Below are 21,947 nucleotides of genomic sequence, written 5' to 3'. Positions count from 1 at the left end.
TCAGGCGCGGTTCAGCAGCCGGCAAGTCTTGCCGACTTAAACCGATTTGACTACATCTGTGAGCGGTCTCACCGGCCCCACCACGCGTCGGACACCGAACTGGGACAGCCGGCCGGCGGGCAGCAAGCTGCCCTGCCGGCCGGACATCCCAGTCGGTTCAGTGGAGCCGCCGGCTAACGCCCCCGGATCAGCGCGCGGCGAGCGGCTGCGCGGCCGGTGCGACCGGGGCCGGCAGCGCCCCGGCACCGCCGAGGTAGCCGTGGATGGCGGCGGCCGCCGCACGCCCCTCGGCGATGGCCCAGACGATCAGGGAGGCGCCCCGGTGCATGTCACCGGCGACGAACACCCCGTCGGCGTCGGCCTGCCAGTCGTCCCGGGCGTCGATGGCGCCCCGATGGTTACGGGTCACCCCGAACTGGGCCAACAGCGGCTGCTCCTCGGTGCCCTCGAAGCCGATCGCCAGCAGCACCAGGTCCGCCGGTAGCTCCCGCTCTGAGCCCGGCACCGCGGTGACCACCCGTCGGCCGTCGCGCTTCTCCACGGTCACCTCGGCGATCCGCACCGCCCGCACCTGACCGGTGCCGTCGTCCACGAACTCCTGCACCGCCACGGCGAAGACCCGCTCGCCGCCCTCCTCGTGCGCCGGGTAGCTGCGCAGAACCCACGGCCACGTCGGCCACGGGTCCCGCGCCTCGTCGCGCTCCTGCGGCGGCTGCGGGTACAGGTCGAGCTGGTACACGCCAGCGGCGCCCTGCCGGTGCGCAACGCCGAGGCAGTCGGCCGCGGTGTCACCACCGCCGATGATCACCACGTGCTTACCGGCCGCGTCGATCGAGCTGCCGTCGGGCAGCACCGCGACGGACGGCCGGCTCTCGCCGGTGGCGGCGACGCCGGGCTGACCGGCGGCCGCGGCGGCGACCGCACGGTTCGCGGCGACCAGGTGCGACATGGCCTGGTGTACGCCCCGCAGCGCCCGGCCCGGGGTCTCCGGGGTGTCCCGGCCCTGCAACGCACCACAGGCCAGCAGCACCGCGTCATGGTCGGCGCGCAACTGCTCGGCGGTGACGTCCACCCCGACGTTCACCCCGGTGCGGAAGCGCACCCCCTCGGCGGTCAGCTGGGCCAGCCTGGCGTCGATGTGCCGCTTCTCCAGCTTGAAGTCGGGGATGCCGTACCGGAGCAGACCACCGATCGCGTCGTCGCGCTCGTACACCGTCACCGCGTGACCGGCGCGGGCCAACTGCTGGGCGGCGGCCAGGCCGGCGGGCCCGGAACCGACCACGGCGACCGACCGTCCGGACGGCGCCGGCAACGGGCGGGGTGTGAACCCGCGCGCCGCCGCGGCGTCGGCGATCTCCACCTCGACCTGCTTGATGGTCACCGGCTGGCCGCCGGCGATGCCCAGCACGCAGGCCGCTTCGCAGGGCGCCGGGCAGAGCCGGCCGGTGAACTCCGGGAAGTTGTTGGTGGCGTGCAGCGACTCCACCGCGGCGTCCCAGTTGCCGGTACGGACCAGGTCGTTCCAGTCCGGGATCCGGTTGCCCAGTGGGCAGCCGTCGTGGCAGAACGGGATGCCGCAGTCCATGCACCGGGTGGCCTGCTCGCGGACCAGTTCCTCGCCGGCGGGCGGGTACACCTCACGCCAGTCGCTGATCCGCACCGGCACCGGGCGGCGGGCCGGCAGTCGCCGGTCGTAGCGCAGGAAACCGTTCGGGTCAGGCACGTGCCACCTCCTGGGCAGCCGCCCGCGGGGCGGACGGCACCGGCGCGGCCGAGGGCACACTCAGTGCACTCATCACCGCGTCGTCGACATCGCGGCCGGCGGCTTCGGCGGCCCGCATGATCTCCAGCACCCGGCGGTAGTCGCGGGGCACCACCGCGGTGAACTCGGCCACCGCCTCCGGCCAGCGCTTGAGCAACTCCTCGGCGACCGCCGACCCGGTCTCGGCCACGTGTCGCTGGACCAGCTCGTGCAGCAGCGTCTGCTCCTGCTCACCCAGCGGCGCCAGGTCGACCAGCTCCGCGTTGACCCGGGCCCGGTCCAGCTGGTGCACGAACGCCGTGCCACCGGACATCCCGGCGGCGAAGTTGCGGCCGGTCGCGCCGAGCACCACCACCGTTCCGCCGGTCATGTACTCGCAGCCGTGGTCGCCGACACCCTCGACCACAGCGACCGCGCCCGAGTTGCGCACCGCGAACCGCTCCCCCACCCGGCCGCGCAGGAAAACCTCACCCCCGGTGGCGCCGTACAGGATGGTGTTGCCGGCGATGATCTGGTCCTCGGCCCGATGGCCCGGCTCGGCGTCGTTGTCGAGGAACGGGGCGGCCGCGTCCGGACGGACGATGATCCGCCCGCCGGAGAGGCCCTTGCCCACGTAGTCGTTGGCGTCGCCGTGCAGCCGCAGGGTCACCCCGCGCGGCAGGAACGCGCCGAACGACTGCCCGGCGGTGCCGTGCAGCACGAACTCGATGGTGTCGTCGGGCAGGCCGGCGCCGCCGTAGCGGCGGGTCACCTCGCCGCCGAGCATCGCGCCGACGCTGCGGTGCTCGTTGCGCACCGCCACCTCGACCCGCACCGGCGCGCCATCGGACAGCGCCGGACGGGCGAGCGCGATCAGCTCGTTGTCCAGGGCGTGCTCCAGGCCGTGGTCCTGAGCGCGCACGCCACGCCGGGCGGCGCCGGCGGGCAGCTCCGGCAGGTGCAGGACGGGCGCCAGGTCCAGCCCGTGCGCCTTCCAGTGCGTCACCGCCGAGGCCACGTCGAGCAGCTCTGTCTGCCCGATCGCCTCCTCGATCGACCGGAAGCCCAGCTCGGCCAGGTACCCGCGGACCTCCTCGGCGAGGAACAGGAAGAAGTTCTCCACGAACTCGGGAGTACCGGTGAACCGCTCCCGCAGCACCGGGTTCTGGGTGGCGATGCCGACCGGACAGGTGTCCAGGTGGCAGACCCGCATCATCACGCAGCCGGCGACGATCAGCGGCGCGGTGGCGAAGCCGAACTCCTCCGCGCCGAGCAGCGCCGCGATCAGCACGTCCCGGCCGGTCTTGAGCTGGCCGTCGACCTGCACGGTGACCCGGTCGCGCAACTTGTTGAGCAGCAGCGTCTGCTGCGCCTCGGCCAGGCCCAGCTCCCACGGGGTGCCGGCGTGCTTGAGCGAGTTCAGCGGTGACGCGCCCGTGCCGCCGTCGTGGCCGGAGATCAGGATGACGTCGGCCTTGAGCTTGGCGACACCGGCAGCGACGGTGCCCACGCCGACCTCGCTGACCAGCTTGACGTGCACCCGGGCGGCCGGGTTGACGCACTTCAGATCGTGCACCAGCTGGGCGAGGTCCTCGATGGAGTAGATGTCGTGGTGCGGCGGCGGGGAGATCAGGCCGACGCCCGGGGTGGCGTGCCGGGTCCGGGCGATCCACGGCCAGACCTTGTTGCCGGGGAGCTGACCGCCCTCACCTGGCTTGGCGCCCTGGGCCATCTTGATCTGGATGTCGTCGGCGTTGACCAGGTATTCGCTGGTGACGCCGAACCGGCCGCTGGCGATCTGCTTGACCGCGGAGCGGCGGGCCGGGTCGTGCAGCCGATCGACGTCCTCGCCGCCCTCACCGGTGTTGGACTTGCCGCCGAGCCGGTTCATGGCGATGGCGAGCGTCTCGTGCGCCTCGGCGGAGATCGACCCGTACGACATGGCGCCGGTGGCGAACCTCTTGACGATCTCGGTGGCCGGCTCGACCTCCTCGATCGGCACCGCCGGGCGGACCCCGGTGCGCAGGGTGAACAGCCCGCGCAGCGAGCCGGCCTGCGCGGCGAGCGCGTCGACCTTCGCCGTGTACTGCCGGAAGACGTCGTACTGCCGGCTGCGGGTGGCGTGCTGGAGCAGGAAGACCGTCTCCGGGTTGAAAAGGTGCAGCTCACCCTCGCGGCGCCATTGGTACTCGCCGCCGACCTCCAGCCGGTCGGAGGTCGGGGTGCCGGCCGGCGGCCAGGCCAGCGCGTGCCGGGCGGCCACCTCGGTGTGGACGCCGGCAAGCCCCACCCCGCCGATCCGGCTGGGGGTGCCCCGGAAGTAGCGCTCGACCAGCCGCTTGTCCAGCCCGACCGCCTCGAAGACCTGCGCACCGCAGTACGACGAGACCGTCGAGATGCCCATCTTCGACATGATCTTCAGGACGCCCTTGCCGAGCGCCTTGGCGAAGTTACGCACCGCCGCGGCGGGTTCGACGCCGACCAGCGTGCCCGTGGAGATCATGTCCTCCACCGACTCGAAGGCCAGGTACGGGTTGACCGCCGCCGCGCCGTAGCCGATCAGCACCGCCGCGTGGTGCACCTCGCGGCAGTCGCCCGACTCCACGATCAGCGCCGCCTGCGTGCGGGTCTGCTCGCGGACCAGGTGCTGGTGCACGGCGGCGGTGAGCAGCAACGACGGGATCGGCGCCAGGTCGGCGTTGGAGTCCCGGTCGGAGAGCACCAGGATGCGGACGCCGTCCTCGATGGCCTCGGAGACGTGCCGGCAGATCTCGGTCAGCCGCGCCTTGATGCCGGCAGCGCCATCCCGGATGCGGTACAGCCCGGAGACCCGGACCGCCTTGAAGCCCGGCAGGTCGCCGTCCTCGTCGATGGAGAGGATCTTCGCCAGCTCGTCGTTGTCGATCACCGGGTGCGGCAGCACGATCTGCCGGCAGCTCGCCGCGCCCGGGTCGAGCAGGTTGCCCTCCGGCCCGATGGTCGACGCCAGGCTGGTGACCAGCTCCTCCCTGATGGCGTCCAGCGGTGGGTTGGTGACCTGGGCGAAGAGCTGGTGGAAGTAGTCGTAGAGCAGCCGTGGCCGGGTGGACAGCGGCGAGATCGGGGTGTCCGTGCCCATCGAGCCGAGCGGCTCGGCGCCGGTGCGGGCCATCGGCGCGAGCAGGATCTTCAGCTCCTCCTCGCTGTAGCCGAAGGTCTGCTGACGGCGGCGGACCGAGTCGTGCGTGTAGACGATGTGCTTGCGGGCAGGCAGGTCGTCCAGCTCGATCAGCCCGGCGTGCAGCCACTCGCCGTACGGCTGCGCGGCGGCCAACTCGGACTTGATCTCCTCGTCGTGCACGATCCGGCCGGCGACGGTGTCGACCAGGAACATCTTCCCCGGCTGGAGCCGCCCCTTGGCGACCACCCGGGCCGGGTCGAGGTCGAGCACGCCCGCCTCGGAGCCGAGCACCACAAGCCCGTCGTCGGTCTGCCACCAGCGCCCCGGGCGCAGCCCGTTGCGGTCCAGCACCGCGCCGACGATCTCGCCGTCGGTGAAGGCCACCGATGCCGGCCCGTCCCAGGGCTCCATGAGGCTGGCGTGGAAGCGGTAGAAGGCCCGCTTGTCCGGCTGCATGCCGGGATCGTTCTCCCACGCCTCGGGGATCATCATGAGCACCGCGTGCGGCAGACTCCGCCCGGCCAGGTGCAGCAGCTCCAGGACCTCGTCGAAGTTCGCCGAGTCGGAGGCGCCGGGGGTGCAGACCGGGAAGACCCGCCGGAGGTTGCCCGGCACGTTCGGCGAGCGCAGCAGCGCTTCGCGGGCCTGCATCCAGTTGCGGTTGCCGCGGATCGTGTTGATCTCGCCGTTGTGGGCGATGAACCGGTACGGGTGCGCCAACGGCCAGGACGGGAACGTGTTGGTGGAGAACCGCGAGTGCACCAGCGCGATCGCGCTGTCCACCCGCTCGTCACGCAGGTCCGGGTAGAACGCCGGCAGCTGGTCGGGAGTGAGCATGCCCTTGTAGACCATGGTCCGGCTGGACAGCGACGGGAAGTACGCCGGCACGCCCCGCTCGGCGGTCTCCCGCTCGGCCTGCTTGCGCAGGCAGAAGGCCACCCGGTCCAGCTCGACGCCGCGCAGCGCGGAACCGGCCGGCCCGGCAGGCGAGTCGGTGAGCCGGTGCGCGGCCAGGAAGATCTGCCGCACCCGGGGCATCGCCGCCAGGGCGGTCTCGCCGAGCCCGGTCGGATCGATCGGCACGTCCCGCCAGCCGAGCAGGTCGGCCCCTTCGACCAGCGCGTACTTCTCGACCACCCGACGGGCGCGGGCCTCGGCGCCGTCGTCGTCGGGCAGGAAGACCAGGCCGGTGGCGTACTCGCCGGCCGGGGGCAGCGCGACGCCGGCCACCGCACGCAGGAACGCGTCCGGGACCTGGATCATGATGCCCGCGCCGTCGCCGGTGTTGGGCTCCGCGCCACGAGCACCGCGATGGTCCAGCCGGCAGAGCGCGCCGAGCCCGTTGGCGACGACCGAGTGCGAACGCCGGCCGTACAGGTCCGCCACGAAGGCAACCCCGCAGGCGTCGTGCTCCTGCTCCGGGTCGTAGAGGCCCTGGGCGGGTGGCCGGGGGCCGGGCATCGGGGACGCCTGCGGGCTGTGCGGGTACGGAAAGGCCACCGGGCCTCCTGTCGTCACTCAGGTTGGATCATGGTGGGGACGACGTCGGCCCGTGGGTCTATTGAGTCTACGTTAGGGCGACGGGCGCAAGGCCACTCAAGATTGATCACACCGTCCAGAGTCTGGGACGTGTAGTCTCGCGCGGTGGATCCGCTGAACAAGGACATCTTCGACCGGTTGGAACGTTTCTACGACGCGGTGCCCCGCGACGTCGCCGGTGTCGAAGAGCATGGCGGTCTGGTGCTGTTCGTCCGCGATGGTGCCGGCTGGCCGTTCTACGCCCGGCCCCGCATCGACGCCACCGAGCCGCCGTCACTGGCCGACGTGACCTCGGTCCGCGAGCGGCAGCGGGAGCTGGGCCTGCCGGAGGCCTTCGAGTGGGTGCACGAGACCAACCCGGAGCTGCTGGCGGTGGCCCGCTCGGCGGGGCTGAACGTGCTGGAGGCGCCGCTGATGGTGCTCGACCCGGCCGCGCTGCCCGACCCGGCGACGCTGTCCGACGTACCGGTGCGGGTGCTGGCGGCGGACTCACCTGGGTTCGCCGCCGACGTGGCCGGTCGGCGGGCGGTGGCGGCCGTGTCGTTCGCTGCCGCCGGTACCGAACGCGGCGACGCCGGCCCGGCCGAGCGGGACGCCGCGGTCACCGAGCTGGAGCAGGCCGCGCTGGACGAGGAGCGAACCCGGATCGCCGACGGCCGGCGGCTCTCCGTCCTGGCCGGCACGCCGACCGAGGGTGCGCTGGCCAGCGGCATGGCGATGCGGGTGGGCGACGTCGCCGAGATCGCCGGGGTGGCCACCCTGCCGGCCGCCCGGCGGCGCGGACTGGGCGCCGCGCTGACCGCCACCCTGGCCCGGGAGCTGCTCGCCGCCGGCACCGACCTGGTCTTCCTCTCCGCGGGCAGTACGGAGATCGCCCGGGTCTACCTGCGGGTCGGCTTCCGCCGCATCGGCACCGCGTGCATCGCCGAACCCGCCGCCCTCATCCCCTGACCCGTCCCCCGGTCACCCGCCGGATCGGCGCGCGCCCGTATCGGGTCAGGTTGGCGGGCGCCACTGGGCGGCCGACGCGGCGGCGCTGGACAGCAGCCGCGAGTTGATCGTGCCGAGTGCGGCGTCCCGGGCACGCAACGCCAGCCGGCCCCGGGTCTGGAGCACCGCCGACATCCGCCGGGTCTGCCGGACCACGGTCGCCGCCCGCGGGCGGCGCACCCGGTCGTACGCCTGCACAGCGTCGGGCAACCGGGACTCGCGCAGCAGGGAGGCGAGCGTGGCGGCGTCCTCGAAGGCGAGGCAGGCGCCCTGGCCGAGGTGCGGCGGCATGGCGTGCGCGGCGTCGCCGAGCAGCACCACCCCACCCGGGCCGACCGGGAAGCCGTACGTGCGGGGCAGCGGGCGCAGTTCGCGGACCTCCTGCTGGACCAGGTCGGTCGGGTCGGTGGCGTCGAGGAGCGCACCGATCGGGTCCGGCCAGCCGGCGTACCAGCGGCGCAGCAGGGCGAGTTGGATCTCCGGCGGCTCCGGGCGAGGCGCGCCGGCGGCGGTGGCCACCCAGTAGATGCCGCCTCGGGTGGAGCCGCCCGAGGAGCCGCGCTCGCCCAGCGAGGCGGCCACGAACCGGTAGCCCGCGCCGAGGACCTCCCCGGCGACCGGCTGGTCGGCGGGCAGCCGGGGCGCCCGGTACCAGGGAATGACGGCCCGCCATGCGGCGCAGCCGGAGCTGACCACGCGGGATTCCGGGGCGAGCTGGCGGCGAATGCCGCTGTCCGTGCCGTCGGCGGCGACCACCAGGTCGGCTTCGATGGTGTGCCGTCCGTCGCCGACCGCCGGGCGCTGGCCCGGGTCGACCCGGACGTGGCGCACGGTCACCCCGGTCCGCAGATCGACCCGGTCGCCGAGCCCGGCGATCAGCGCGTCGTGCAGGTCCTCGCGGTGCACCACCACCGGCATCCGGTCGGCCGGGGTGGGTCGGGGCTGCACCAGCCAGTGCCCGTCCGGGCGGCGGACCCCGCCGTCGGGCAACGGGGTGGCGATCGCGGTCAGGCCATCGCCGAGGCCGAGGGCCTGCAACGCGCGGACACCGTTGGGCCAGAGCACCATGGCGGTCGGCTCAGGGCGGACCCGCTCGGCGCGTTCCAGCACGGTGACCTGCCAACCGGAGCGGGCCAGCGCGCCGGCCATCGCGAGGCCACCGACCCCGGCGCCGACCACCACCGCGCTTCGCATCGGTGCCGCCCCCGCTCAGCTGTCCCGGTCGGTGGGGCGGGCGCCTGCGGCGTCGGCCCGGTCATCGCGGGGCTCCGGCGTACCGTCCGCGGCCGGGTCGTCGGTCGACGGGTCGTCGCCGGGTGCCCGCCCGTCGAGCGGCTCACCGTCATCCGGCCGGGCGTCGTCGGCCGGCTCGGGCGGCAGCACGCCACTGTCCCGCCAGGCCTGGTACTGCTCCTCGCTGACCACGCGGTAGCCCTCCGGCGCGGCGGCCTTCGCGCCCGCCTCCCGCTCGGAGAGGTCGACCTGGGACAGGTCGGACGTGGTGGGTGGGGTCGGCGTCGCCGCCGCGCCGAGCGGGATCAGGTAATCCCGGGGACCACGGACCCGCACGAAGTAGATCAACGCGCCGAGGAAGACCAGGGCGGCGGTCCAGACGTTGAGCCGGACGCCGAGGATCTGGTTCGCCTCGTCGGTGCGCATCAGCTCGATCCAGAACCGGCCAGCGGTGTAGCCCATCACGTAGAGCGCGAACGCCCGGCCCCGGCCGAGCCGCAGCCGCCGGTCGAGGATGAGGACCAGCGCGACCACGCCGAGATTCCACAGCGCCTCGTAGAGGAAAGTCGGCTGGTAGAGGCCCGGTTCGAGGATCGGTTGGCCGGCGTCGTCGCGCAGCGCGTGGCCCGGGTTGTCCGGATCCATCCGGTGGATCTCCAGACCCCACGGCAGGGTGGTCCGGCCGCCGAACAGCTCGTTGTTGAACCAGTTGCCGAACCGGCCGACCGCCTGGGCCAACGCCAACCCGGGGGCCACCGCGTCGGCCACCACGCCGAACGGGATGCCCAACTGCCGGGCCGCAATCAAGGCGCCGACCGCGCCACCCGCGACCGCACCCCAGATGCCGAGGCCGCCCTCCCAGATGGCGAACGCCTTCATCGGGTCACCGCCAGCGCCGAAGTACTTCTCGGGGGAGGTGATCACGTGGTAGATCCGGGCGCCGATGATGCCGGCGGGCACCGCCCAGACGGCGATGTCGAGCACCGCGCCGGGCGCGACGCCGCGCTGGCGCAGCCGGCGCTCGGTCACCCAGCAGGCGAGCACGATGCCGATGATGATGCACAGCGCGTACGCCCGGATCGGCACCGGTCCGAGCTGCCAGACCGCGGTGCTGGGACTGGGCAGGGCCGCCTGGGGGGACAGCGGGGCGAGGTTCACGGGTGCACACGCTACCGCTGTACACCCCCGAAGCGGCACCCCGGGCCGCTTCCCGCTCATGTCGGTGACTTCTGGTTTGCGCCGCCGTACGCTCTTTGTCCATGAGCGCGCTCATCGGGGCGGTCGCCGCGGTCGTCACCGACGACACCGGCCGGGTGCTGCTCTGCCGGCAGGGCCGGGGCGAGCGCCGGTACGCGTTACCCGGCGGGCGGCTGCGCCCGGCGGAGAGTCCCGTCCGGGCGGCGCTGCGGGACATCCGAGCCGAGACCGGCTGGGAGATCGAGCTGGTCGACCTGGTCGGCATCTACCACGTGGCGAGCCCTCCAGCGAGCACGGCGGCTGGGCGTGCCGGCCCGCTGCCGGACGTCCTGGTGCACGTGTTCCGAGCCCGCGCGGCCGAGGTCCGACCGACCGCCGACCCACCGCCGGGTTGCCTGCTGTCCTGGCACCTTCCCGCCGCGCTGCCCGAGGCGGTCACCCCGCTCACCCGGGTGGCCGTCACCGACGCGCTGGCCGGCCGCTCCGGCGTGCTGCGTGACGCCCGGTGGGCGCCCAGCACCGTCGACCCCGCCGACGAGCCGGCGGACGGCCCCAGCGGCCAGGCGGCGGACGGCCACGATGGGCGGCCAGGGGCGGGGCAGCCGCCGGAGCAGCGCGGCGAAGCGGCGTCGGACCCTTCGCTACGCCCCTGAGCACGGCGGAACCGTCCGAGAGTCAGCTCCCCGCAGCCGTTGCGGGGTCGTCGGGTCCAGTGGGTGCCTCGACCCGGTTGGCATCACCCTGTCGAGGGTGATACCTGTGAGTCATAAATATGACTCACAGGTATCACCCTCAAAAGACAGACATGCCCGGTGCGCGCCACGCCGGACGGCTGATCCTGAGCCGCACGGACCACAGCGCGAGACAACGGGTCAGGGTGCCGAGCGCCCGCCTCAGCGGGTGGGGGTTCGGACGCCCTCGGCGAGTTCGGCGCTGAGGGTGCGCAGGGCGGCCAGCCCTTCGGCCTCGGAGGGCGCGTCGAGCATGCAGCGGACGAGCGCGCTGCCGACGATCACTCCGTCGGCGTACCCGGCGACGGTGCCGGCCTGCGCGCCGGTGCCCACGCCAAGACCGACGCCGACCGGCAGGTCGGTGACCGCGCGGACCCGGGAGACCAGCGTCGGCGCGGCGTCGGAGGTTCGTGCTCGGGCCCCGGTCACCCCCATCACGGCGGTGGCGTAGACGAAGCCCCTGCAGTGCCCCACGGTCATCGCCAGCCGGGCGTCGGTGGACGACGGCGAGACCAGGAATGTCCGGTCCAGCCCGTGCGCGTCCGAGGCGGCCAGCCACTCGTCCGCCTCGTCGGGGATGAGGTCCGGGGTGATCAGGCCGGTCCCGCCGGCGGCGGCGAGATCGCGAGCGAACACGTCCACGCCGTAGCGCTCGATCGGGTTCCAGTAGGTCATGGTGACCACCGGCGCACCGGTGGCCGCGACCGCCTCGATGATGCGCAGCGTGTCCGCCGTGCGCACGCCGCCGGCCAGCGCGATGTCACTGGCCTTCTGAATGACCGGCCCGTCCATCACCGGGTCGGAGTACGGAATCTCCACCTCGATGACGTCGACCCCGGCATCGACCATGGCGGTCATCGCCGCGATGCTGCCGTCGACGGTCGGAAACCCGGCCGGCATGCAGCCGACCAGCAGCGCCCGCCCGTCGGCCCGCGCCTTGTCGAAGGCCACCCCGATCCGGCTCATCTCACCGCTCCTTGTCGAGGATGCCGAAGTAGTCACCGGCGGTGTGCACGTCCTTGTCGCCCCGCCCGGAGAGGTTGACCACGATGGTGGGCTCCCGGCCCAGCTCGGCGGCGAGCTTCGGGGCCAGCGCGACGGTGCCGGCGAGCGCGTGCGCGCTCTCGATCGCCGGGATGATCCCCTCGGTGCGGCAGAGCAGCTCGAACGCGGCCATCGCCTCGTCGTCGGTGACCGGCAGGTAGTTGGCCCGGCCGGTGTCGTGCAGCCAGGCGTGCTCGGGCCCGACACCGGGGTAGTCGAGGCCGGCTGAGATCGAGTGCGACTCCAGCGTCTGCCCGTCGGCGTCCTGCAGGACGTAGGTGCGGGCGCCGTGCAGCACCCCGGCGGACCCGCCGGTGATGCTGGCCGCGTGCCGGCTGGTGGTCACCCCGTCGCCGCCGGCCTCGAAGCCGTACAGCCGCACGTCCGGGTCGCCCACAAAGGCGTGGAAGATGCCCAGCGCGTTCGAGCCGCCGCCGACGCAGGCGGTGACCGCGTCCGGCAGCCCGCCGGTCAGGTCGAGGCACTGCTGGCGGGCCTCGTCACCGATGCCCCGGACGAAGTCACGGACCATCGCCGGGAACGGGTGCGGCCCGGCGGCGGTGCCGATCAGGTAGTGCGTCTCGTCGACGTTGGCCACCCAGTCGCGCATCGCCTCGTTCATCGCGTCCTTGAGGGTGCGCGAGCCGGTGGTGACCGGAACGACGGTGGCGCCGAGCATCCGCATCCGGGCCACGTTGAGCGCCTGCCGCTCGGTGTCGACCTGGCCCATGTAGACCACGCACTCCAGGTCGAACAGGGCGGCGGCGGTCGCGGTGGCCACGCCGTGCTGACCAGCCCCGGTCTCCGCGATCACCCGGGTCTTGCCCATCCGCTTGGTGAGCAGCGCCTGGCCGAGCACGTTGCGCACCTTGTGCGCACCGGTGTGGTTGAGGTCCTCGCGCTTGAGCAGCACCCGCGCGCCGACCTTCGCCGAGAACCGCCGGGCCTCGTAGAGCAGCGACGGCGTGCCGGCGTAGTCGCGCAGCAGCGCGCCGAACTCGGCCCGGAAGGACTCGTCCGTCATCGCCGTACGCCACGCCCCGTCGAGCTCGTCCAGCGCGGCCACCAGGGCCTCGGGCACGAACCGACCGCCGAAGCGGCCGAAGTGGCCGGCGGAATCGGGCTGCGAGCCGGCCACCGGGGCCAGCGCGTCGGCGCTCATCGGAGATCCTCTCAGTGGGGCGTCACCGGCGCGGGGTCAGCGCACCGGCCGGGGCGTTGCGGGGTGGTTGCCGGCGTTGACCAACTCGGCGACCGCCTCGCGGGGGCTCTTCTGGGTGACCAGGCCCTCGCCGACGAGGACCGCGTCCGCGCCCGCGGAGGCGTACCGGATCAGGTCGTGCGGGCCACGCACGCCGGACTCGGCGATCTTGACGACGCTGCTGGGCAAGCCGGGCGCGATCCGCTCGAAAACGGACCGGTCGACCTCCAGGGTACGCAGGTCACGGGCGTTGACCCCGATCACCTGCGCGCCGGCCTCCAGGGCACGGTCGGCCTCTTCCTCGCCGTGCACCTCGACCAGCGCGGTCATGCCCAGCGACTCGATCCGCTCCAGCAGGCCCGTCAGCACGTTCTGCTCGAGCGCGGCGACGATCAGCAGCACCAGGTCGGCGCCGTGCGCACGCGCCTCGTGCACCTGGTAGCTGGAGACCACGAAGTCCTTGCGCAGCACCGGCACGGTGACCGCGGCCCGGACGGCCGCCAGGTCGTCCAGCGAGCCGCCGAACCAGCGCCCCTCGGTGAGCACGCTGATCGCCCGCGCCCCGCCGGCCGCGTAGTCGACGGCGAGGTCGGCCGGATCGGCGATCTCGGCCAGCCGGCCCTTGGACGGCGAGGAGCGCTTCACCTCGGCGATCACGGCCACGCCGGGCTTGCGCAACGCCGCGTACGCGTCCAGCGGCGGCGGCGCCGCCGCTGCCAGTTCACGGATCCGCTCCAGCGGAACCTGTTCCTGGCGCCGGGCGACGTCCTCACGCACGCCGGCCAGGATCTCGTCGAGCACGCTTACGGACGCGGCCTGACCGGCCTCGTCCCCCTCCGCGTGCGCATGCTCAGCAGTCACCAGCGGACTCCCCTCTCCGGGTGTCATGGGCCGATGCTAGGGGCAGCCGGCCGACGCCGGGCGCCGGGGGTATGGCGCTGCTCACCAAAAGGGCTGCGGCATAATGGCCGACTTGCCGTGAACGGTATGTCACGCAGTGCCACCTCCGGTATCGACCGCCGTCGCGCGACGGGTGCCCGGCGACCCCGTCGAAGCGGGCCGATCCACCGATCATGCCATCGGCACGGGATCGACGCCGGATGACAGCGATGTCGGTCGATGCTGTGAGCAAGCTCAAGGCCGAACGGCCAGTGCCTGGTCGCGGCCGAGGCGGGACAGTTGACCGGGCGGTCACCCCGGCGAAACGTCGGCGGGTCAGCATCGTCCTCGGGCAGACTCGATGGCGCGCCTGCCCGACCGTCGCCAATTCCTTGTGCGGGGTGACCATGAGTATCACCGAGCCGAGCCCGAGCATCGGGCTGACCACCATCTCGCGGACCGTCGCGTCGCTCGCCGTCGGGGTGGTGCACACGCTGGAGCGGGCCGTGGTCGGCGAGGGACGGATGCGGACCGCGCGCGGCAACGCCTGGGAGGCGGTCTGCGCCGACCGGGCCCGCGCGGACCAGCGCGCCGAACTGAACCGCCTGGTGGCCGAGCTGACCGCCGCCCGCGCCGCCGCCCGCCGCCAGCAGCGAGAGCGTCAACCGGTCGGCTGACAGCCGTACCGACGGTCGGGGCCACGAGCAGCCCAGCCCGCCGCCCGTCGCGCCAGCCGGCGCTCGGGCGGATCAGCCGGCGGTCGGGTCCTCGCCCCGGTCCAGCGCGTCCCACGCCTCCGTGGTCCGCCGCCCGGCCATCGGGCCGGCCGGACCGTCCGCGGGCTGCGCACTCTCCGTGATGGTCCGTGTCGGCCGCTCGTACCGGGCGCCCATCGCCGGCCAGCCACCACCGCGCAGCGCCGTCCACCCGCCGCCCGCCGCGGCCAGCAGGCCGCCGACCAGGCAGAGCGCCGGCCACTGCCGGCTCACCACGCCGTCGAGGTCAGCGACCAGCCCGTACCCGCCACCGGTTGCCACGGCCAGGCCGAGCACCCCGAGCAGCACGCCGAGCAGTCGTCGCAGCCGGCCCCGGGTGGCCAGCACCGCGCCGCCGCCGGCCAGCGTGACCAGGGCCAGCGCCGGCAGCCAGGGCAGCAGTGCGGCTCCGCTGCGGGCGTCGCGCACCGGCGGCAGCGGCGCCGGCCGCACCGTCAACTCGATCGACCAGTTCCGGGTCGCTGCCCAGAGCGCCAGGCCCGCGCCGGCCAGGCAGAGCAGCACGGCGTACGTCAACTGACGCCGTCCCGCCACGGCCCGGGCGCCCGATTCCGGCTGGTCCTGTGGTTGCGCTGTCGTGCTCACCGGGCCGGCCGCAGCGTCTCGGCGGCAGCGATGGCGGCCAGCACGGCGGCGGCCTTGTTGCGGGTCTCCTGATCCTCGGCGGCCGGGTCCGAGTCGGCGACCACCCCCGCGCCGGCCTGCACGTAGGCGCGGCCGTCGCGGATGAGCGCGGTCCGGATGGCGATCGCCATGTCCAGGTCGCCGCCGAAGCCGAAGTAGCCGACCGTGCCGCCGTAGACGCCACGGCGAACCGGCTCCAACTCCTCGATGATCTCCATGGCCCGCACCTTGGGCGCGCCGGAGAGCGTGCCGGCCGGGAAGGTCGCGGCGAGCGCGTCGAACGCGCTGCGGTCGTCACGCAGCGTGCCGGTCACGGTGGAGACGATGTGCATCACGTGGCTGTACCGCTCGATGGTGGCGAACTCGGGAACCTCCACGCTGCCCGGCCGGCAGACCCGGCCCAGGTCGTTGCGGCCCAGGTCGACCAGCATCACGTGCTCGGCCCGTTCCTTCGGGTCGGCGAGCAGCTCAGCGGCGAGCCCGGCGTCGGCGGCCGCTGTTTCGCCGCGCGGCCGGGTGCCCGCGATCGGGTGCAGCAACGCCCGCCGCTCCCCGTCCGCGCCGGCGGTGACCTTGAGGTGCGCCTCCGGGGACGAGCCGACGATGTCGAACCCGTCGAAGCGCAGCAGGTACATGTACGGGCTGGGGTTGCTGGTGCGCAGCACCCGGTAGACGTCCAGCGGGTCGGCGTGGGTGGACCGTTCGAAGCGCTGGGAGAGCACGATCTGGAAGCACTCGCCGGCTCGGATCGCCTCCTTGGCCGCCTCCACCGCCTTCGGGTAGCCGCCGTCGGGGGTACGACAGAGCACCTCACCGGCCGGCGGGCGTTCGACCGTGGAGATCATTGGCGGGATGGGCCGGGACAGCGCGGTGGTCATGGCGTCCAGTCGGCCCACGGCGTGGTGGTACGCGGCGGCGACCTGCGCGGCGCGGTCCGGGGCGTCCAGCGGCGGCAGCACCGCGTTGGCGACCAGGATCGCCGAGCCGTCGTAGTGGTCGAGCACCACCAGGTCGGTGGCGAGCATCATGCCCAGCTCCGGCACGCCGAGGTCGTCCTCGGTCAGGTCGGGCAGCCGCTCGAAGCGACGGACCAGGTCGTAGCCGAGGTAGCCGACCATGCCCCCGGTCAGCGGTGGCAGTCCGCTGGAAGGGTCCCCGACCGGGCCGGCCAACGCCTCGACGGTCTCCCGCAGCACCCGCACCGGGTCACCCTCGGTGGGCAGCCCGGCCGGCGGCTGGCCGAGCCAGGTCGCCACGCCGTCCCGCTCGACGAGGGTGGCGCTGCTGCGTACCCCGATGAACGAGTACCGCGACCAGGCCATGCCGGCCGAGCCGACACCCTGTTCGGCCGACTCCAGCAGGAACGTGCCGGGCCCGCCGGCCAGCTTGCGGTAGACCCCGACCGGGGTCTCGGCGTCGGCCAGCAGCCGACGGGTGACCGGCACCACCCGCCAGTGCGCGGCCAGCTCGGTGAAGGTGGCCAGGTCCGGGCTCACCGCGCCGTCGGTCATGGTCGGGCCTCCGGGCTGGTGACCGGCAGTTCGGTGAAGAAGCACGTCGGGTGGCCGGTGTGGCAGGCGGCACCGACCTGGTCGACGCTCACCAGCAGCGCGTCCCCATCACAGTCAAGCGCGACCGAGCGGACGTACTGGTGGTGCCCGGAGGTGGCGCCCTTGACCCAGTACTCGCGCCGGCTGCGCGACCAGTAGGTGGCCCGGCCGGTGGTGAGGGTGCGGTGCAGCGCCTCGTCGTCCATCCAGGCGACCATCAGCACCTCACCGGAGTCGTGCGCGCGGACCACGGCGGCGACCAGACCGTCGGCGGTGCGGCGCAACTGGGCCGCGATGGCCGGGTCGAGCTGGGACGGACGGCCCGGCACGGGCGCGGCCGGGTCGGTCGGATCGCTGGGGACGCCGGTCACCGGCGCGTCAGGTACGGGCACAGTGACCCATTGTCCCGCACGCGGCGCGGGCACCGGCGACGGCTCCCGGTGGGGTCGCGGTGGATCGCCGGCGGGTCGGGCCAGTTGGGCCACGTAGCGGTCCAGCCGGCCGTCGACCAGGGCGTCGGCCAGGTCCGCGCCGGCCACCTCAGCGATCTCCTCGGCGTACGGGCGGATCAACGGCAGCGTGCCGGTGACCAGCCGGACGGCGGCGGCCCACAGCTGCCCGGTGGCGCCCGGACGCAGCCCGAGGCAGAGCAGCATGTCCTCCCGGTAGCCGGGCGGGGCGACCGGGAGCTCCAGGGCCGCCGCGAAGGCCGCCCGGCGAGAGAACACCCGTACCGACGGGTTGGCCGGGCGCAGCACCGAGGGGCAGAGCCGGGCCAGGTCGGCCACGGCGAGCCGGACCCCGAGGCGGTCGCTGGCGGCCCAGGCGGCGGCGGCCTTACCCAGCGTGGCGATCAGCTCCTCCAGCCGGGGCGGTTCGGCGGGCTGGCAGAGCACCGGCAGGTCGATGCGGGGCCGCCAGTGCGGGTCGGCCCAGAGCAGTCGCGCCGGTGCGGTGACCGGCAGCCCGAACGCCCAGTCGGCCGGCTCGCCGAGCCGGTGCACCCAGGAGCGGACGTCGAGGGCGGCCACCGACACGTGGGTGAGCCGGCCGGCGGACTCGGCCAGGTACGCCCGTCGGGCCGCGTACGGGGAGCCGCCAACCAGGACGTCGAGGTCGACGTCGCTGTGCGCGGTGGCGGCGCGCCGGGCGTGACTGCCGCGCAGCAGGATGCCGACGACCGGCCGCTCGGCGGCCTGCCGCAACCGCGCGGCCCAGTCCTCGAGAAACCCGCTGTCCGGTAACGGAGGGTGACCCACCGCGCCATCGTGCCGTACGCCCGATCGGCGCGCAATGCCCGTTGCCGGACCTGGTGTCCGGTCCGAAGGCTACTGCCCGTTCTCCAGCTCGGCGCGACGGTAGGCGTCGATCTTGTGGTTGAGCACGGTGAGGTCCTCCTCCAGCTCGGCCATCCGGCTCAGCACCCGGGCCCGGTGCGCCTCGAACAGCGCCCGCCGGGCACCGAGGGTGCGGTCGCCCTGTCGGGCCAGCTCGGCGTAGCGACGCATGTCGCGCACCGGCATCCCGGTGCGGCGCAGCCGGGTGAGCAGGAACAACCAGCTGACATCGCCGGCGGTGTATCGGCGACGCCCGGCGGCGTCCCGGCCGACCGGCGCGACCAGCCCCTCCTGCTCGTACCAGCGCAGCGTGTAGGTGGTGAGGCCGACCCGTTCGGCGGCCTCACCGACGGTCAGGGTCATTTCTCTGGTGCTGACGTCCACGCCACCCAGGCTTCCAGCTCGAGTGCACTCGAAGTCAACCGTTGCGTGAACGCGGGTATCTCATCTAGCGTTGAGTTCAACAGTTGATGAGTTCCGCGGGAGGTGCGCGATGGACGACGCGATAGCGGTCCGCGACCTGGTGGTCGACCGGGGCGGGCGACGGGTGCTGGACGGCATCAGCTGCGCGGTCGCGCGCGGTGCCGTCACCGGGCTGCTGGGCCCCAGCGGCAGCGGCAAGACGACGTTCATGCGCGCGGTGGTCGGGGTGCAGGTGGTCACCAGCGGAACGGTCACCGTGCTGGGCCAACCGGCCGGCTCGCCCGCACTGCGGCACCAGGTGGGCTACCTCACCCAGGCGCCGAGCGTCTACGCCGACCTGACCGTGCGGGAGAACGCCCGGTACTTCGCGGCCCTGCACCGGCGGGGGCGCGCCGAGGCCGACCGGGCGATCAGCGACGTCGGGCTGGCACAGGCGGCCAACCAACTGGTCGGCACCCTCTCCGGCGGCCAGCGCAGCCGGGCCTCCCTGGCCTGTGCCCTGGTCGGTGAGCCGGAGCTGGTCATCCTCGACGAGCCGACCGTCGGTCAGGACCCGGTGCTGCGGGCCGATCTGTGGGCCCGGTTCCACGCGATGGCCGCGGCCGGCACCACCCTGCTGGTGTCCAGCCACGTGATGGACGAGGCGGCCCGCTGCGACCGGCTGCTGCTGATCCGGGAGGGGCGGCTGATCGCCGACGACAGCCCCGCCGCGATCCGCGCCGCCGCCGGCGTGGACGACCTCGACGAGGCGTTCCTGCGGCTGATCCGGGCCGGGGCGACGAGCTCTACCGGCTCACGAACCGGAGGAGTGTCATGAACCCGCGGATCCTGGTGGCCACGACCGGCCGCATCCTGCGTCAGCTCCGGCACGACCGGCGCACCATCGCGCTGCTCGTGGTGGTGCCGTCCGTGCTGCTCACCCTGGTCTACTTCATGTACGCCGACCAGCCGAGCCCGCCCGGCCAACCGTCGGCGTTCGACCGGATCGCACTGGTGATGCTCGGCATCTTCCCCTTCGTGATCATGTTCCTGGTGACCAGCATCGCCATGCTCCGCGAGCGCACCTCGGGCACCCTGGAGCGGCTGCTCACCACCCCGCTGGGCAAGCTCGACCTGCTCTTCGGCTACGGCATCGCGTTCGGGCTGGCCGCCGCCGTGCAGGCCGCGGTCGCCGCCGGGGTGGCGTACTGGATCTTCGACCTGGACACCGCCGGCAGCAGCGGGCTGGTGATCGGGATCGCGGTGATCGACGCGGTGCTCGGTGTGGCCCTCGGGCTGTTCTGCAGTGCCTTCGCCCGCACCGAGTTCCAGGCCGTACAGTTCCTGCCGGTCGTGGTGGTCCCCCAACTGCTGCTCTGCGGGCTGTTCGTGGCCCGCGACCAGATGGCCGGCTGGCTCCAGGCGCTCAGCGACGCCTTCCCCCTCTCGTACGCCATCGAGGCGTTGCAGGAGGTCGGCGCCAACGCCGAGCCGACCGGCAGGATGTGGCGGGACGTGGCGGTGGTGCTCGGCGCGGTGGTGCTGGCGCTGGTGCTCGCGGCAGCCACCCTACGCCGGCGCAGCGGCTGACCGATCGCGGCCGACGACCGCCGGGGCGAAGGGCCCCGGCGGCGCCAGGCGGACGAGACGAGGGGCGACGATGACGCGGCGGACCGGCCGACGACCCGGCAACCCGGACACCCGGGAGGCGATCCTCGACGCGGCGCGGACGGCGTTCTCCGAGCGGGGCTTCGACGCGGCCTCGATCCGCGCCATCGCCGGCACCGCCGGGGTGGATCCGGCGCTGGTGCACCACTACTTCGGCAGCAAGGACCAGCTCTTCCTCGCGGCGATGAACTTTCCGGTCGACCCGGGAGAGGTGGTGCCGAAGGTGCTCGCGGGCGGCCAGGACGGCATCGGCGAGCGGCTGGTCCGCACCTTCCTCGGCGTCTGGGACTCCCCGGCCGGCACCGCCGGGGTGGCGCTGCTGCGCTCCGCGGTGAGCAACGAGTGGACCGCGAAGCTGCTACGCGAGTTCATCACCACGCAGGTGCTGCGCCGGGTGCTCGACCAGCTCGACGTCGACCTGGTCGAGCTGCCGCTGCGCGGTTCGCTGGTCGCCACCCAGCTGATCGGGTTGGCCATGATGCGGCACGTGATCCGGTTGGAGCCGGTGGCGTCGGCCGACCCGGAGACGCTGGCCGTGGCCATCGGCCCAACCCTGCAGCGGTACCTGACCGGGCCGCTGCCGACCTAGTGCCTCGTCTTTGAACGTTGATCGTGTAATCCGTCGGTTCTGAGGACGTGTCGGGCAGGCTGTCTCCCAACGATTCTTGGGAGGTGGTGGCCAGTGGGTAGACGCGCGGAGGTGTTCGTCCGGCAGGTTTCGATGGCCGAGGGGCAGCGGTTGCAGCGCATCGGTCGGACGGCGAAGGATCCGGTGAAGCTGCGACGGGCGATCGTGGTGCTGATGTCCGCCCAGGGGCAGCCGGCGCCGGACATCGCCCACCTGCTCAAGGTGACCGAGGACTACGTGCGGGACGTGATCCACGCGTTCAACGAGCGGGGGTTCGACGCGCTGGACCCAAAATGGAGCGGGGGCGCACCGAGACGGATCGATGAGCAGACCCGGGACTGGATCTGCGTCATCGCCCGGTGCGACCCCCGCTTCCTCGGCCGGCCGTTCTCCTGCTGGTCACTTGCCAAGCTGCGCGACTACCTGATCGACACCGGCCGCGTGAGCACGATCAGCGTGGAGACCGTCCGGCGGATCCTGCACGAGCGCGGGGTGTCCTGGCAGGCCACGAAGACGTGGAAGGCCAGCACCGACCCCGACTTCACTACGAAGATGCGCCGCGTGTTGGACCTCTACGACCATCCACCTGCCGACGGGCGCGTGATCTGCGTCGACGAGTTCGGGCCGTTGAACCTGCAACCCCGTCCCGGCCGGGCCTGGCGACCGCAGGGCGAGCCGGTGCGGCTGCGGGCCACCTACACCCGCGACCAAGGGGTCCGGCACATGATCGCCGCCCTGGACCTGGCCACCGGCCGGCTGCATTACCGCATCCGCGACCGCAAACGGTGGCGCGAGTTCCTCAGCTTCCTCAAGACCCTGCGCCGCCGCTGGCCCGACCAGACGCTGCACGTCATCCTGGACAACTTCTCCCCGCACAAGCACCCCGAGGTCCGCGCCTGGTGCGAAGCCAACCAGGTCGAGCTGGTGTTCCTGCCGACCTACGCGTCCTGGCTGAACTGGATCGAAGCCGAGTTCGCCGCCGTGCGGTACTTCGCGCTCAACGGCACCGACCACCGGACCCACGCCGAGCAGGACGCCGCCATCGGCGACTACATCCGATGGCGCAACCAGCACGCCCGACCAAAAACCGGATATGCCACCAACTCCAAGATCCGCCACCCGGATTACCCGTTCAAGGCTGCATGACGAGGCACTAGCCTAGGTGCACTGACCACAGACGTTGGTGACGGGTAGATCTTGAAATAGGTGAGGGCCTTCGGGTTCGGTGTGGATTGCGACGTCCTACC

Annotated in this window: 18 protein-coding genes and 1 pseudogene; 7 read left to right on the top strand and 12 right to left on the bottom strand. The window is 73.2% G+C overall.

All coding sequences use genetic code 11. From position 1 onward, the window contains the following. Positions 1–187: 187 nt before the first annotated feature. Both OG990_RS02695 and gltB read right to left on the bottom strand, forming a co-directional pair. Positions 188–1,723: a glutamate synthase subunit beta gene (locus OG990_RS02695; protein WP_406078885.1), complete on the bottom strand. Its 1,536-nt coding sequence runs from the start codon at positions 1,721–1,723 to the stop codon at positions 188–190. Then, positions 1,716–6,401, bottom strand: a complete 4,686-nt coding sequence (gene gltB, locus OG990_RS02690) for a glutamate synthase large subunit (protein ID WP_406078884.1) — start codon at positions 6,399–6,401, stop codon at positions 1,716–1,718. The genes OG990_RS02695 and gltB overlap by 8 nt, the downstream gene beginning before the upstream one ends. 153 nt (positions 6,402–6,554) lie before the next feature. Here gltB and OG990_RS02685 point away from each other — a divergent pair, with 153 nt between their 5' ends. Next, entirely contained in the window at positions 6,555–7,391 is an 837-nt protein-coding gene (locus OG990_RS02685; protein ID WP_406081627.1) for a GNAT family N-acetyltransferase, read from the top strand. A gap of 45 nt (positions 7,392–7,436) precedes the next feature. Here OG990_RS02685 and OG990_RS02680 read toward each other — a convergent pair whose 3' ends face one another. After that, positions 7,437–8,624 (bottom strand): NAD(P)/FAD-dependent oxidoreductase, encoded by a 1,188-nt coding sequence (locus OG990_RS02680; RefSeq protein ID WP_328418830.1) that lies wholly within the window; start codon positions 8,622–8,624, stop codon positions 7,437–7,439. A gap of 15 nt (positions 8,625–8,639) precedes the next feature. Then, positions 8,640–9,821, bottom strand: coding sequence for a prolipoprotein diacylglyceryl transferase (gene lgt / locus OG990_RS02675; protein ID WP_406078883.1), 1,182 nt, complete (start codon positions 9,819–9,821; stop codon positions 8,640–8,642). A gap of 101 nt (positions 9,822–9,922) precedes the next feature. On the opposite strand from lgt, the gene OG990_RS02670 reads away from it, so the two are divergent. Beyond that, positions 9,923–10,513 (top strand): NUDIX hydrolase, encoded by a 591-nt coding sequence (locus tag OG990_RS02670; protein ID WP_406078882.1) that lies wholly within the window; start codon positions 9,923–9,925, stop codon positions 10,511–10,513. 240 nt (positions 10,514–10,753) lie between these two features. On the opposite strand, the gene trpA is transcribed toward OG990_RS02670, so the two are convergent. From trpA to trpC, 3 genes are read right to left on the bottom strand one after another with little or no spacing between them, the layout of a single operon-like run. Further along, a complete protein-coding gene (gene trpA, locus OG990_RS02665; protein WP_328418833.1) occupies positions 10,754–11,557 on the bottom strand; it encodes a tryptophan synthase subunit alpha in 804 nt (267 codons plus the stop codon). 1 nt (position 11,558) lies between these two features. Then, positions 11,559–12,797, bottom strand: a complete 1,239-nt coding sequence (gene trpB / locus OG990_RS02660) for a tryptophan synthase subunit beta (RefSeq protein ID WP_328418834.1) — start codon at positions 12,795–12,797, stop codon at positions 11,559–11,561. Positions 12,798–12,833: 36 nt separating this feature from the next. Beyond that, positions 12,834–13,637 carry an indole-3-glycerol phosphate synthase TrpC gene (gene trpC, locus OG990_RS02655; protein WP_386984669.1) on the bottom strand — a complete coding sequence of 268 codons (804 nt, stop codon included), beginning with the start codon at positions 13,635–13,637 and terminating at the stop codon, positions 12,834–12,836. Positions 13,638–14,122: 485 nt separating this feature from the next. Here trpC and OG990_RS02650 point away from each other — a divergent pair, with 485 nt between their 5' ends. Beyond that, the gene (locus OG990_RS02650) at positions 14,123–14,392 is read left to right on the top strand and encodes a hypothetical protein (protein ID WP_355605125.1); all 270 of its coding nucleotides are present in this window, start codon (positions 14,123–14,125) and stop codon (positions 14,390–14,392) included. Between the two features lie 72 nt (positions 14,393–14,464). Here OG990_RS02650 and OG990_RS02645 read toward each other — a convergent pair whose 3' ends face one another. The 5 genes and pseudogenes from OG990_RS02645 to OG990_RS02625 form a co-directional block, all read right to left on the bottom strand. Next, positions 14,465–15,076 carry a Trp biosynthesis-associated membrane protein gene (locus OG990_RS02645; protein WP_406078881.1) on the bottom strand — a complete coding sequence of 204 codons (612 nt, stop codon included), beginning with the start codon at positions 15,074–15,076 and terminating at the stop codon, positions 14,465–14,467. After that, positions 15,073–16,626, bottom strand: coding sequence for an anthranilate synthase component I (locus OG990_RS02640; RefSeq protein WP_406078880.1), 1,554 nt, complete (start codon positions 16,624–16,626; stop codon positions 15,073–15,075). Before OG990_RS02640 ends, OG990_RS02645 begins: the two co-directional genes overlap by 4 nt. Further along, positions 16,623–17,057: a phosphoribosyl-AMP cyclohydrolase gene (hisI, locus tag OG990_RS02635; RefSeq protein ID WP_406081625.1), complete on the bottom strand. Its 435-nt coding sequence runs from the start codon at positions 17,055–17,057 to the stop codon at positions 16,623–16,625. The genes OG990_RS02640 and hisI overlap by 4 nt, the downstream gene beginning before the upstream one ends. Positions 17,058–17,237: 180 nt before the next feature. Then, positions 17,238–17,561 (bottom strand): annotated as a pseudogene (locus tag OG990_RS02630) (phosphoribosyl-AMP cyclohydrolase); the annotation flags it as partial. Between the two features lie 432 nt (positions 17,562–17,993). Further along, the gene (locus OG990_RS02625) at positions 17,994–18,386 is read right to left on the bottom strand and encodes a MerR family transcriptional regulator (protein WP_355605117.1); all 393 of its coding nucleotides are present in this window, start codon (positions 18,384–18,386) and stop codon (positions 17,994–17,996) included. Between the two features lie 109 nt (positions 18,387–18,495). Here OG990_RS02625 and OG990_RS02620 point away from each other — a divergent pair, with 109 nt between their 5' ends. From OG990_RS02620 to OG990_RS02605, 4 genes are all read left to right on the top strand, one after another. After that, positions 18,496–19,242 carry an ABC transporter ATP-binding protein gene (locus OG990_RS02620; RefSeq protein ID WP_328418839.1) on the top strand — a complete coding sequence of 249 codons (747 nt, stop codon included), beginning with the start codon at positions 18,496–18,498 and terminating at the stop codon, positions 19,240–19,242. Continuing rightward, complete coding sequence (locus tag OG990_RS02615) at positions 19,239–19,994, top strand: ABC transporter permease (RefSeq protein WP_328418840.1); 756 nt, start codon at positions 19,239–19,241, stop codon at positions 19,992–19,994. The genes OG990_RS02620 and OG990_RS02615 overlap by 4 nt, the downstream gene beginning before the upstream one ends. Before the next feature lie 70 nt (positions 19,995–20,064). Continuing rightward, positions 20,065–20,661: a TetR family transcriptional regulator gene (locus OG990_RS02610; RefSeq protein WP_328418841.1), complete on the top strand. Its 597-nt coding sequence runs from the start codon at positions 20,065–20,067 to the stop codon at positions 20,659–20,661. Between the two features lie 93 nt (positions 20,662–20,754). Beyond that, positions 20,755–21,846: an IS630 family transposase gene (locus OG990_RS02605; RefSeq protein ID WP_406078879.1), complete on the top strand. Its 1,092-nt coding sequence runs from the start codon at positions 20,755–20,757 to the stop codon at positions 21,844–21,846. Positions 21,847–21,947: the final 101 nt, after the last annotated feature.

Source organism: Micromonospora sp. NBC_00858 (assembly GCF_045207365.1).
In the GTDB taxonomy this organism is placed as follows: domain Bacteria; phylum Actinomycetota; class Actinomycetes; order Mycobacteriales; family Micromonosporaceae; genus Micromonospora.
Note: the sequence above shows the minus strand (reverse complement) of the source record. Positions and strands in the feature narration are given on the sequence as shown.